At 46.0% G+C, this 12,665-nt stretch carries 14 protein-coding genes; 4 read left to right on the plus strand and 10 right to left on the minus strand.

Features of this window, described 5'->3' with window-relative positions:
• Positions 1-68: 68 nt before the first annotated feature.
• On the minus strand, positions 69-242 hold the full coding sequence (locus ACSQ8P_RS31105) for a hypothetical protein (RefSeq protein WP_436238719.1): 174 nt from the start codon (positions 240-242) through the stop codon (positions 69-71).
• 74 nt (positions 243-316) lie between these two features.
• Between ACSQ8P_RS31105 and ACSQ8P_RS31110 the strand changes: the two genes are divergently transcribed.
• Positions 317-2,326, plus strand: coding sequence for a hypothetical protein (locus ACSQ8P_RS31110; RefSeq protein WP_436238720.1), 2,010 nt, complete (start codon positions 317-319; stop codon positions 2,324-2,326).
• A 58-nt stretch (positions 2,327-2,384) separates the two neighbouring features.
• On the opposite strand, the gene ACSQ8P_RS31115 is transcribed toward ACSQ8P_RS31110, so the two are convergent.
• The 6 genes from ACSQ8P_RS31115 to ACSQ8P_RS31140 all read right to left on the minus strand — a co-directional run bounded on the left by ACSQ8P_RS31115 (position 2,385) and on the right by ACSQ8P_RS31140 (position 6,906).
• Positions 2,385-2,927, minus strand: a complete 543-nt coding sequence (locus ACSQ8P_RS31115) for a GNAT family N-acetyltransferase (RefSeq protein ID WP_436238721.1) — start codon at positions 2,925-2,927, stop codon at positions 2,385-2,387.
• A gap of 25 nt (positions 2,928-2,952) precedes the next feature.
• Positions 2,953-4,041 carry a low temperature requirement protein A gene (locus ACSQ8P_RS31120; protein WP_436239654.1) on the minus strand — a complete coding sequence of 363 codons (1,089 nt, stop codon included), beginning with the start codon at positions 4,039-4,041 and terminating at the stop codon, positions 2,953-2,955.
• Positions 4,042-4,106: 65 nt separating this feature from the next.
• Positions 4,107-4,637 carry an AAA family ATPase gene (locus ACSQ8P_RS31125; RefSeq protein ID WP_436238722.1) on the minus strand — a complete coding sequence of 177 codons (531 nt, stop codon included), beginning with the start codon at positions 4,635-4,637 and terminating at the stop codon, positions 4,107-4,109.
• Positions 4,638-4,889: 252 nt separating this feature from the next.
• The gene (locus tag ACSQ8P_RS31130) at positions 4,890-5,123 is read right to left on the minus strand and encodes a DUF1398 family protein (protein WP_436238723.1); all 234 of its coding nucleotides are present in this window, start codon (positions 5,121-5,123) and stop codon (positions 4,890-4,892) included.
• 24 nt (positions 5,124-5,147) lie between these two features.
• Positions 5,148-6,347 carry an ATP-binding protein gene (locus ACSQ8P_RS31135; RefSeq protein ID WP_436238724.1) on the minus strand — a complete coding sequence of 400 codons (1,200 nt, stop codon included), beginning with the start codon at positions 6,345-6,347 and terminating at the stop codon, positions 5,148-5,150.
• Positions 6,348-6,480: 133 nt separating this feature from the next.
• On the minus strand, positions 6,481-6,906 hold the full coding sequence (locus tag ACSQ8P_RS31140) for a GTP pyrophosphokinase (protein ID WP_436238725.1): 426 nt from the start codon (positions 6,904-6,906) through the stop codon (positions 6,481-6,483).
• 129 nt (positions 6,907-7,035) lie between these two features.
• On the opposite strand from ACSQ8P_RS31140, the gene ACSQ8P_RS31145 reads away from it, so the two are divergent.
• A complete protein-coding gene (locus ACSQ8P_RS31145; RefSeq protein ID WP_436238726.1) occupies positions 7,036-7,908 on the plus strand; it encodes a pentapeptide repeat-containing protein in 873 nt (290 codons plus the stop codon).
• A gap of 26 nt (positions 7,909-7,934) precedes the next feature.
• Here ACSQ8P_RS31145 and ACSQ8P_RS31150 read toward each other — a convergent pair whose 3' ends face one another.
• Entirely contained in the window at positions 7,935-8,405 is a 471-nt protein-coding gene (locus ACSQ8P_RS31150; RefSeq protein ID WP_436238727.1) for a GNAT family N-acetyltransferase, read from the minus strand.
• Positions 8,406-8,537: 132 nt separating this feature from the next.
• Here ACSQ8P_RS31150 and ACSQ8P_RS31155 point away from each other — a divergent pair, with 132 nt between their 5' ends.
• Both ACSQ8P_RS31155 and ACSQ8P_RS31160 read left to right on the plus strand, forming a co-directional pair.
• Positions 8,538-9,221 carry a hypothetical protein gene (locus tag ACSQ8P_RS31155; protein ID WP_436238728.1) on the plus strand — a complete coding sequence of 228 codons (684 nt, stop codon included), beginning with the start codon at positions 8,538-8,540 and terminating at the stop codon, positions 9,219-9,221.
• A 270-nt stretch (positions 9,222-9,491) separates the two neighbouring features.
• Positions 9,492-10,070: a hypothetical protein gene (locus ACSQ8P_RS31160; RefSeq protein WP_436238729.1), complete on the plus strand. Its 579-nt coding sequence runs from the start codon at positions 9,492-9,494 to the stop codon at positions 10,068-10,070.
• Positions 10,071-10,142: 72 nt separating this feature from the next.
• Here the strand turns inward: ACSQ8P_RS31160 and ACSQ8P_RS31165 are convergent, their stop codons facing one another.
• On the minus strand, positions 10,143-10,664 hold the full coding sequence (locus ACSQ8P_RS31165) for a YbjN domain-containing protein (protein ID WP_436238730.1): 522 nt from the start codon (positions 10,662-10,664) through the stop codon (positions 10,143-10,145).
• A gap of 14 nt (positions 10,665-10,678) precedes the next feature.
• Entirely contained in the window at positions 10,679-12,637 is a 1,959-nt protein-coding gene (locus ACSQ8P_RS31170) for a hypothetical protein (RefSeq protein ID WP_436238731.1), read from the minus strand.
• Positions 12,638-12,665: the final 28 nt, after the last annotated feature.

Raw genomic sequence — 12,665 nt, forward strand, 5'->3', positions numbered from 1 at the left:
CGTATGAATAAAGGTACCTCCGTTCCCCATCACGGGGTGAAGGTACCTTTTTTGAGTTCGAAACCCGGTCATTTCAATACTTTCAGCATCGAAGCCATCATGCTCTCGTGATTAACCTCATGTACAATACTCGAGAGGATCAGTTCATCAATCGTTTTTGCTTTGAAAAAGTTCTCTTTAACTGGTACAGCCAGCTTATCCGCAGAGCATCCTTTAACCACTTCGATTACACTTTTTGACACTTCCGCACAACTTATTATCCATTTTATAGTAGAACATACTAGGTGATTGAAATAATCGAATAAGGATGTGGCAGATGAAGATGATGTGGAAAAAGATGATAGCACTAGGGTTAGTCGCTGTAGGCTTGCAAGTCAGTCTTGGGACTTCTTCAGGAAACGCCTATGAATTTGCAGATACACCAACAGAAGTCGCGGACGGGATCCTTATCCCCAGAAAGCTAACCCTTCTTGAAGACATTCCATATTATGTGATTCCGAATGCCCTGTTGAACAAAGCGGAAGGGTCCTTCTCCCCCCAAACCGTCGAGGTCATTGAAGCCGAAACCCACTGGTCAGGGGGATGGAATTGGTGGAAAATACATACCGACGTCGGAGATCGATGGATTAAAACCGCTCCTTGGCAATTCGAAACCCCGCCGCCAACGACAATTAGTTTGATGACCGAGACTCCTCTTTATGCGAAGCCATCGGAAAATAGCCAACCTACAGCAGCCCTTTCCCCACAAGATGTCCAAGTGGTTGACGCTGAAAAAGGTTGGTTCAGGAATAGCTCTGGTACTGGCGATGTTTACAATCCGAAGAAGTGGCTTAAAATTCACACAACCTGGCTAGGGGATCAATGGGTTCATTTGAATCTAGATCAAATTGGCACCTTCCATCCAGCAGATCAAATGAGCTTTTATTCAAATTATTACTTTAATCTTAAGCCTCAATTTGATTATCAAACCTATCAAACAGACGGGACTCTTTCTAAACAATTTGTGCATGTAATCGGTAAATTTCGTTCTTTACTCGGAACCTACTATCAGGTTGAAACAGCTGATGGTGTGAAATGGGCTTTAGGCGGCGGACAACCGATCGTAGCCGAAACAAAGCTCATTAAACGAACACGGCCAAGTGCGTTATATACGTATCCTTCCTCCCAGTATGAGGATGAGCCTAAGTTAATCCTTAATGGAGACTTGCCTGTCTTTGAAAAAACGTATAACGAGTACATCACGAACTATGGCTATGACGGTGATTGGTATCACGTTCGTACTGCGCAGGGTGAAGGCTGGTTTAATCCTACATTTTCCGAACCTGAGGATGCTGTCGCCGAGACCGCAACGATACAGCTGAACTCTCCTGTCACGACACTTTTTCGATATCCAAATACAGGCATTATACTCAATCATGGACAGATTGGCCCACAAACTCTCCATCCAGTAGCTGCTTGGAACGACCCGAATGGTGTCCGTTGGTTCCAGGTTAACTCATTCGTTGGTAAAGCTTGGATTCAGCTTAGTCCCTATCAGGATGATAAGGTGATTCTGAAAGACCGCGAATCGGATACAGTAATCCAAAGTGATACTTCCTATCAAGGGGCTTTCTATCAAAATGAGAAAGGTGTCTATACCGAAGGCAGTGAATCTATCGGATACGACAACATGCAAGGTGAACCTTTCTTAGATATTGCCTTTCTAGCGCGTTTGTATCATTTCGATCTAACAGGTCCAGACGTCGCGGGCTGGTGGACGTTAAAGAACGAATCGGGCTATGCTTTTCAAATAAAAGCAGAGGATCTTCAGGTTAGAACCCTCTGGGACGGTAAACTAGCTAAACAATTGAAACTTGCGTCTTCACCTGATTCCCCTAACGATCAAGGCCCTCCATACCTTAGTCTCACCGATATAAGGACTTTGTTTGGAGCCACCACTAACGTCAACATAGGCTATAATGATAGCAAGGTTATCACTTTAAGTGCACGCCAGTATGAGATTGATCATCTTCAACTGCCTCCTATTGCCGATGCTAATCATTGGCATATGTCAGGTCTGCTTTATCATGATCGTTATATCGAAAGCACTAGCATCGCTCCAACCTTTCAAATCACGGTTAAGAACCGAGATTTGGGCGAAACATCCACAACCGAACAAGTTGCCGCGATGAAATTTCTTTATGATTTGGGCTATAACAATGGGCTTTATGACATTTCATTGGATCAACCTCTTCAGCCAGGGATGAATCATTTAACCATTCGTTTCCAAGTGGGCGAACGAATTATCTCACAGCGGGATTGGGATATCATGAATACGGCGAAATAGCCATATACACAAGAAAGCAGGTTGCTAAGGCAACCTGCTTTCTTGTATCCCCTACTGATTAACCACACTTCCACTCACGCTTCAGCATGCCATACACAATAAGGTCGATATAATGATCGTTCAGCCATGCGGCATCGCGAATCTGACCTTCTCTCGTAAACCCTAATTTCTCCGGAATGGCTCGGCTTTTGAAGTTGCTATCCCCACATCTAATTTCCACTCGGTTTAGGCCCAATTCGTTAAACGAATAGTCCACAAGCCAATGACAGGCCCGCGTCATAATACCCTGACCTTGATAGCCTTCTCCTAACCAGTAACCTAGACTGGCATAATGATTAGCCCAATTAATCGGGTGAAATCCGACGCAGCCTGCGAACTCTCCTTTAAACCAAATGCCAGCAGTAAAGCCATTATTGGATGCTTCTTGATGCTGACAATGCTGGATAAAACCTCTTGAATGATCGCTATTCTGCGTCGCATCCACCCAAGGCAGCCATTCTCTCAGGTAATCACGGCAGCTGTCGGTTAAAGCAAATAGCGCTTCGGCATCCTTGGGCTCAAGAGATTTAAGTGTAAGATCGGCATCTAGTTCAATGCGCATACCATCTTCCCCTCCAGGTCATTTCTCAAGTCGTTCCCTTCGCATAAACTGCAAAAAATAACATCATTTCTCCGATAATTACGTAATTCGGCATTTCGAACATCAGATCCAACCCTAGAAATACGGCTAGTAACCCTAGAAATACGGCTAGATGTGCTATCTTTAAACGTTGATGTGCATGTCTATATTTATGAAAGACCAGGGATGTTGAGAAAAAGTACAGGAGCACGGATCCGAAAATAAAGCTTAACATAAACCCATAATTCAACTGCTCCAAGAATAACAGCTGGATCGATGCGGCAATCATACACAAGGATAAATAGATGAATAAATGGCCATAAATGATGGTCTGCCCCGCCGTTTCTAGAGCTTTGTTCACTTTCTTCTCCACGTTCTCGAAATATTGCCACCACATCGCAATGATGAGCAGAAAGGTGAGCGATGCGAAAAGTATGGATCGCCATGTCCAATCACTCGACTGTAAGACAGTTAGTATGCTTATGACCGATTCACCAAGCAAAATCAGTGTAAATAACGAGAAACGCTCTAATAAATGATGCGTATTAATCGGGCTTTTCACCAAGTACTTCCGACCCAATAGGGGGAGCAAAATATCCACCATAATGCCCGCATACAACACTGCGTAGCGAATCCAAGAGTCAAAAAACAGGGAGAGTGCCGATATGGCTAATCCGATCCAAAAACGGCTGCCTAAATAACGTGCAGTCATCCGTCGATGATCTTCTTCTTTTTTATGTACAGCCAAGTATTGAATCGCCGTCATCGCCCGCAAGCCTAGGTAGCCGATGATAAAAGGCACAAAATACTGATCAAAGTCTACCGAAAGACTTGCCGTCATAATTAACACGAAAAATAATTGCAGAATGAGAAAAACGCGATGCGAGGTGCTGTCTCGCCCAAATCGATTTACAAATAGTGACTGCCCCACCCAGGCCCACCAAATCGGAATAAAGATCAGAACGAATTTGCTTAAATACTCCAGTGGGATCGTTCCGTGATGCACATGTACCAAGACATGACTTGCTTTGGAAACAGCTGCAACAAAGAGCAGGTCGTAGAATAGCTCCAGCCAGGTCACTTTTTTCTCAACCATTGCTTTGATGTGATGCAGCCCTGTTGCGGGATTGTTCATTGTTGGGGCTCCTTTGTTATGTTCGTTTATTCGAATTTCAGCCTATATCTTTCGTTGCTCCGAATGTCTTCTACAATCTCATTCAAATCCTCAACATGGTGTTGACGCGTATCCAATACATGCTTCGGTTCTAATCCCGAGTTTTCAAATTCATCGATGAGAATTAGGCAACGTTCACCCATTTGATGCTGAGGCAATCTCATTTGATCCCTTTGCAGCAGCGTCGCTTTGTCTGTCCACAAAACAACATAAACGACATTAGCGTTTAATGCCATTAATTGATTTTGGAGCCATACTGCCTCTTTAGGAAACGTCACATAATCAACGACCACGTCTACGCCATGTACAATAAAATTAGCAGTAAGCCGCCAAATATTATGCCATATGAGTGATAGCTCAGATCGGCTTTCCCATGGTTTCTCCCGACCATTCACGTGCATATGACTGACAGCATCTCCAGAAATATATGCGGAATTGGGCAAAGCTTTGGCCAATTCCCGTGAAGTCGTGGATTTTCCCACCCCCGCTGATCCAGATATCAGATAAACAGTTTGCATGGTTAACACTCCTTATCGCAAGCATTATAAGGCTCTCCCCTCATGCCTCACGTTCTCCCCTAAAAAATGCCGTATCCAAATATTCGAGATGAAACTGGATAATCCTGTAGCGCCAGTCCAGTGTTTAGCTGTATATTCTACAGCTAATTTCCATGAATCTAACTGATTACTGGGAATAGATGGAGAAAATCCAGTTAGATGGCCCGTTAAAAAAGCCACGCCCCTTTGAGGACGCAGCTTAGCTACCTGACACTATTGAAAGACAGGAATAGCCTCTGTGTAGGCTTCTTCCGGTCTGCCACTCGTATAGGTTACCTGACGGCCGACCATATCAACGATGTAATAATGAACTCCGGCTTTCGCCATATCCTTCAAGAAATCCGCATAAGGCGTAAGATGCTTCTGATGGTGCTGGAGGCCTCTTAACACCTCATCGCTATTGAAATGATTTGCAATCTCGGACGTTTCCGACATCGAGGAATTCATGTCCTCATAGCGTTCTAGTATACATTATAGAGCCGCCATCAACCATTGTCGTTCCTCTGCCCCTACAGCGTGGATCAGGTGCGCAAGCACTTTCTTCTGTTCCGGATTCAATCGAGCGAATACCTTGGGCTCCGCGTGGCACAACTCACGAATCGCAGCTTCGAGCTCATCCCGACGACTCGCCGCCTCAGGATCACCAGTAAACATCGGAAAAGCCTTCGCCTCAGCAAATTCCTTGATGACAGAATCGGATAATTTCCGCAGATAGGGCTGCCTTTTCTCACTAATGAACGTGCCCAACTCATCCAGTAGATATTGAAAGGCATCACTTTTGCGACTCGCACCGAATGTAAACGACTGCTGCCCGCTCAGATCCTCATTACTAAAATCAAACTGATCAAATAGCTTACTCTGAATGTAGACACTATGGTAAAAGGAATCCCCTTTATTGTTAAACGTTGTGGGCTGTTTATGCTGCTCTTTCAACTTCGAATCGATAAAATACAGCTTCGAATATTCGTGATTCATGCGATCTTCCCAACGAATATAAGTAATTCGAAATTTCGTCTGCGACATCGCATGCACGGATGTGAAGGTTTCCTTCTCCGCAATCAAGCTAGCATAGTCCAGCGGTTCACCATCAATACGAATCGTGTAAGGCTTGTCCGCGTGCAGTTCCAAGAACCATCCGAATTCCCTGCTCAAGAATGCCAGAAAATCCTCAACCACGAATTCTTTGATGATATTGTTAAATGTGACGGTTGTTCCTCTGTCCCTATCCGTTAGATCAGGCTTGGTCACTTCATAAGCATCCAATCGTTTCGCTTGAATATGAATCTTATACGTATTTTTGAGCAGGAGACCATCCTCGTATGTGGTTTGCCAAATAGCTTCAGAAGCAAAATGATGGAAGGTTAAGCGTCCTATCCCATTTTTCCCATGCATGGCCGAGGTTGTTCTCCCCCGTTTATCAGGATCCACACTCTTCTCGGATTCATAGAAAGGCGTAAACTTTCCTTCTAAATCCTTCAGCTTAATGCCATAGCCATTATCTGCAATGACGATTTGATCGACGCCGTCTAGTATGTTTTTATGAAGGGTTATGTCTACCGCCGTAGCCTCAGCGTCGAAACCGTTCCAAATGTATTCGGCAATAGCTTGCAAATAATCAAACTTACGAAGCGCTTTTTCGATACCTTTTGAGGATATTTTTATGTTGTTCATGGCGATCAACCCTTTCTTCATATAGTCAGCCTGTACGCATACACTTATCATATTGCAAAAAGCTCATTTCGTATGTCGATTGATGTCCTGTCTCTTCAAGTCTTTTTCGACAAAAAAACTGACACCTCAGGTGTCAGCTTCTATATTTCAATTCAGCTATCGCTTTTTTGTACTTATCGATTCGTTCATAGTCTTGACGGGTAGGTTGTTCAATTCGACTGAGGTCACAATTATCTTCTAAGTCCAGAAGCTTCACAATCGACGCTAAGGGGTTTCCTTTAATCCTCTTAATAAATCCTTCATACGTTTCATCCGGCCTTCTAGTAAGGCAATCTAGCGCTTCTAGGATCGGTAGACTAAAACCTTCTTTTTTCAAATCAAATAGCGTAAGATCCGAATCCTCCACGACATCATGTAAGACAGCGACAATAGATTCTTCGGTTGATTTGGCCCTGCTAGCTAATCGAATTGGGTGTAAAATGTAGGGGCTACCCCCTTTGTCTACCTGACCATCATGGGCCTTCGCTGCGATTAAAATGGCTTTCGTTAATGTGCTCATGGATGTCACCCTCTCCACATTGTTCGTGAAATAGCTTTTTCACCAGTTATAGCATAAGTCCCCATTTTTGCATATGGCCTTCGCATTGTATAATGTAAAAATGATAACGAAACAAGGAGATCCTCATTTATGCTAGAAAATGAAAACTTTTCAGAAATAACAACGGCTGGTAAACGCCTGCATATGCAAGGAGATTGCGAGAACTGTTTTGGTTTATGTTGTGTGGCGCTGCCCTACGCAGCTTCTACGGATTTCGCTAATCATAAGGATGCTGGACAGCCCTGTTCGAACCTGCAAACCGACTTTCGTTGTGGTGTTCATACCCAGCTTCGTCAGATTGGCTTTCGAGGCTGTACCGTGTATGACTGCTTTGGTGCGGGACAAAAGGTGTCGCAGAGCACCTTCGGCGGTCAGGACTGGCGGAAAGCACCTGACACCGCGAAGATAATGTTTGAGGTATTTCCTCTGATGCGCCAGCTTCATGAGCTGCTCTGGTATTTGACGGAGGCCTTAACCTTGCAGCCGGCAAGTCAGATCCACGACGAAGTTCGTGCTGCACTGGCAGAAACTGAACGGCTCACGAACCTCGAGCCAGAGCTTCTACGTGATCTGGACATTGCCGCACATCGCGCCGCCGTGAATGCTTTGCTGCTTCGAGCTAGCGAGCTTGTACGCGAAGCAGCACTGCGCGAGCTAGAAATCCCCAAAGGCCGCCGAAAAACCTACGGCAGAGGAGCGGATCTTATCGGCGCAAAACTTAAAGGAGCAGACTTGCGGGCTTGCAATTTACGAGGCTCGTATCTGATTGCCGCTGATTTAAGAGATGCCGATCTGCGGAAAGCAGACCTTATCGGAGCGGATTTCAGGGACACCGACCTTCGTGGGGCGGATTTGAGTGACAGTTTGTTTCTTACTCAGTTTCAAGTGAATGCCGCCAAAGGGGATATGCACACGAAGCTGCCATCGTACTTAACTCGCCCTGCACATTTCAGTCGCGAGTAGCCGAATTGTATGTGGAGCGCCTCGACCTAGAGGTCCTTGACCATTCGCCATACAGCGTAGGGTTGATTTTCTTCTTTTTCTAAGAGGCGAAATCCACTTTTCTCGTACAAATTCAGTGCAGGTAAATTCGTTGGAGCCACTCGTAAATGATACGATTTCACAGCATATTTCTCAAAGAAACCTTCCGCATACGCCACTAACCGTCGACCGTATCCTTTCCCTCTGTAGGACGGAATTAAATAGAATAAGTTGGCATAGCCGATATAACTGCCCTCATGAAGAACGATTTGAAGCTCCAATTGACCAATAGGCTGTCCTTCCTCTTCAATCAGCACAAGTCCATCTGGAAAGCGCCTAGCGCGATCGGCAATCCGCCTCACGTAGTCATCCTCATCCCCGAAGCCTTCTTCACTGCCGAAGCTCACCACGTAGGAATCTTTCCGAAAGGCTATAATCGTTTCTCGATCCTTCTCCACATCAATCGTCCTAAACTCCATTGGTGCCGCCCCCCTCATGGCATGTTAATCACTAATTTTAAGCTGGCTTTCAGCATTTATTCGCTATTCTTTCATATTAACATCGTATAATGACAACGTGGACAAACAAAAATAGGAGTGATACATACACGTATGAGTATGAAAAAACTAGCAGGCATATGCATCCTGATCCCCATTCTTCTAGCTGGATGCGGGAATCAATCTGACACACAGAGTGCTGCTGCAAGCACCTCCCAGCCTGGGCAGCAAACGGAGAAAGCGGCAGGGAATGGCCAGCAGAACGGCGGGCAAAATCGCCCTGCGATGGATCCCGCACAGAGACAGCTCTTCAGTACGTTTCAAATGCTGACGATGCTTGATAAAGCGGATGGGCTCACCATCACGAAAGAGCAAGCGCAAGCCATGCTGCCTGTCGCTCAGGATATTGTCACGAAGAATGAGCTCAGCGATGACAATAAAACCAAGCTGCTGGCAAGTTTGACAGATGCTCAGAAGACCTTCCTAACTGATGCGGAAACACGCATGAGTAGTCGTGGTAACGGCGGCAATGGTGGTCCAAACGGACAAGGCAATCGGACCGGTGGTTCCGGCGATGCAGGTAAAGCTCCAGCGCCAGATGCTTCCGCTGCGCCTAAAGCGAATACCACGGATGGGACAGCGAGTGCTCAGCCATCCGGCGGCCAAAAACCAAATGGTACAGGTGGTGGCGGAGGTCAAAATGGTGGCGGCTTCGGTGGCGGCAATCGTCCTGCAGGCGGGCAAATGGGAGATATTGGTAAACAGTTCATTGAACTATTGCAAAACAAGGTGAAATAAGTCGAATATTTCCGAGGAAATGATAAAACCCTGAGTCCTATTGGACTCAGGGTTTTCAGTTGTTTACAAATTGCGAGAATGGGAACGTTAGTGCATCACAACGTCCTACGGACAATCCAGTTCATTCCGAATATGAGGAGTCATCCATTTGATATGAGACGTGGGTTATCATACATTTAGTATCTCTATCATCTATCAACCCATGCAATTCTATCTGTCAAGCATAGAATAGTTTGGTAAGTATTTCTTATCCTGATAGGAGATGGCGAGATGACTAATAAACAACGTATCGCAGGAAAACTGAGTAGAATTGTTCGACTTCCCAAAAGCGCAGGCCTGCCGAAAATGAAAGCTATGCAGCTGTACCGTGCTCAACTGAAGAAGCATAACAAACTAGGAGCAGGCCGATTGTTTCCGAGCCAAAGAATAATCTCGATTGGTACGGATAACTCCTGGTTCAACGCTCAGGAAATTCCCCGTGACCCAGCATGGATACCAGTGAGCAACGCCAACTATGTTTGGTTCTCCGGTAACCTGAGCAGTGAGAATGTGGTCATTTCGGAACGCTTCTCGCTCTCGCAACGAAGATCTATTCTGAGCGCTTCTCTTTTTTTATCAGTCGACAATTACGCGGTTGTCATCATCAACGGTGTACCCCTTGTCTATGACGCGCCACAGAACACCCCTTCTTTCTACAACACCGGGCGCAGCTTCAATATAAGACGATTTTTACGACGCGGCCGCAATGATATCGTCATCATCGCCTTCAACTTTGGCGGACCACGTAGTGTAAGCAATCCCGCAGGCGTGGCAGCAAGACTGGACATTCGACTCAGCTCATTACTGTAAATTAATGTGAAATAAGAGGAAGACCTCCAACACCACAATCTGTGGGTTTGGAGGTCTTTTCGCAGTTCATTGCTATGCTCTTAACGCCTGAATAACCTGCTCTGCATCCGCTTCACCGCTAGCAACTTGCTCGATGTGCTCAGCGAACATATCACACATATACACAAAAAGGGTGAGAATTTCTAAGACTTCATCACTCTCGAACGTACGCGAAGCCGATAGACTATACACATAACGATAGTGAATCTCGCCTTCCTCATTAACGCCAAAGTGGCCAATTGGCAATCGTGTATTAATTTCAAGCAAGAGCGCAGCTACACCTTCACGAGCACCTGCTTGCAGATGAAACGGCAGTGTACTGTAGATTTGCAACAGTTGAATGGCGACAATTTCCTCATCGTTCAATGGTAAAAAGCTAAAATGAAGGAAACGATCCCTTCCTTGGCTATCCTCTTGAAACCCTGCCATTAGCACATGCAGCGGAATCGCTTCGGACTTCTCTAGTAAATTCGTGGCGAGCTCTGCTTCATCCAAAATCTCTTTCAATTGCCCTAATTGCGCCAAGTGGCGCGCATGTGCAAGCTCAGTCAACATATCTGTTTAATCTCCTATTCTCTCTTGCCCATTGCTTCAACAATGGCTTTTTTCAGATTCTTTGGATCGCCATCGAACTGATACAAGGCTTGAATACTTACACCAGCTGCTTCTACGAAGCTCTCAACTTGTTTGTAACGTGCGACGCATGCTGCATCCTGTTCATCGTAAAGTGGGAGCTTATCGAACATATCAAAAATAAGATCTGTGTCATGGGCTCGTTTTTCTTTCTTTTTCTCTGTCGATTTATCAGCATTAAATACTGCTTTAGTAATACCCCAAGCGCCTGCTTTCGATGCGCGATCACGTCCGGCTTGCTTCAAGGATCTAGCAATTGGCATCGCTGCCCCAATGCCTGTAGCCACGATTTTCAACGGCGTTCCTACCTGAGCTCCTACCCCTGTAAGCGTAGCAATGTCGGCAGCGATCTTCGTGAGCTCTAGCCCAATTTGAATAGCTCCACGATCTGTTCGCTTCACATTAATTTTTTTCATTTCTTTCGCTAATTCATATTGGGCAATTTCATCGAGTTGCTGATTGGCTGCTGCTACTTTAGCTGGATCACCGGATGCAATATCAGCTTGCAGTTGCTGCTTTTTCGTAGCTAGTTTCGCTTTATCTACACCAGCATTTCGCGTGTACCAGCGTTTTTCTTTGAGTACATCGGCATTCCCAGCCTTGCCTTTGAAATCACGTTTCAATGTTGTCATCGCGCTGCGATTTAAGCCTGCTTTGATCACATCAACCGTTTTAATCGCAATTTTCACACCGCTTACGGCAATGCTGACGCCCGGTATAACCGCTGTTAAGCTAGCCGTACTCGTCTCCATGATATCCATAATGCCCTTCGCCACTTTGATACCGGATTGTGCAGCTTGGATAGCATTACTAATGATCTCGATCGTCCCTCTTGCTTTCTCGCCTTTATCAAGACCACCATTGTCCACACTCTTTTTATACATATCGTAAATCGATTTAACGGCCATAATCGTATTCTTAACTGCTGAGATCGCTTCCTCTACCGTCCCTGTGTAGTCACTGACGGATGAGGAGCCTCCGACACCATCCTTATGACCAGTTGATTTAGCTGCCTTATCAACAAGACCAGCTGAACCGCTGACCATTTTCCCGCTTGCCTCGATCATAGTCGAACCTGTACCTGCATACTGAAAGCGTTTATCATGTCCTTCTCGCTCGCGAGAAGCAACAATTGTTTCTCTGATCGCACTCATAATCTGGAATGGCCCGTTTACAAGATCTGCTGTAGAAGCAACTGCCCCCATGGTAGCTGATTGCTGCGCTGTTCCAGCATCCTTCGTCTTATCGTAGGACTCTTTCAAATCATCGGCACGTTTACCGAAGCTGTCGGAGAACGTTCCGCCGACCCCAGCTGTCATGTCTGCATTATCCTTCGTATCGTCACCCGTAGGATGCAAAGTAGAAGCGGCAGGTATCGTTGGTGTTTGCACCGTTGGAGCTGGTGTTTGCACGGTCCCCGTTTGTGGTGCTGTCAGGGTTGTTGGGGCTGGTGTTTGACTGGTTGTCGCTGTCTGCGATGTTGTCGTCGTTGTTGGGGCTGGGGTCTGTGTCGTAGTCGTTGCCTGCGGTGCTAACACCGTAGTTGGCGCTGGCGTTTGTGCCGTTGACGTCCCCTGCGGTGCTATTACTGTAGTTGGCACAGGTGTAGATGGCCTTGGAGGTGCGCCAGTCCCTGACCTGCGGCGATGGAAGGCGACTGTTGGTGCCACGATGGGCACTGGCGCTTGTGTTTGCGAATTATTACGCTGAATGAGCTGATTCGCGTAAGCTTGTGTAGCACGATTACCAACCGTGCGCTGCATCTGCATAAAGATGTTTGTCCCCATAGGTGACATTTGTGTGGCACTCGTACTTGTCGAGCCCGATTGCAATTGCTGCATTTGCTGATGCGAGGGGCTCGTTGGTTTGGTCTGGCCTTGTTTTCCTTGGGGCATCTCTACCTAGCTCCTTCATGTTATAAAA

Origin of the sequence: Paenibacillus sp. LjRoot153 (assembly GCF_964253085.1) — a bacterium.
In the GTDB taxonomy this organism is placed as follows: Bacteria; Bacillota; Bacilli; order Paenibacillales; family NBRC-103111; genus Paenibacillus_E.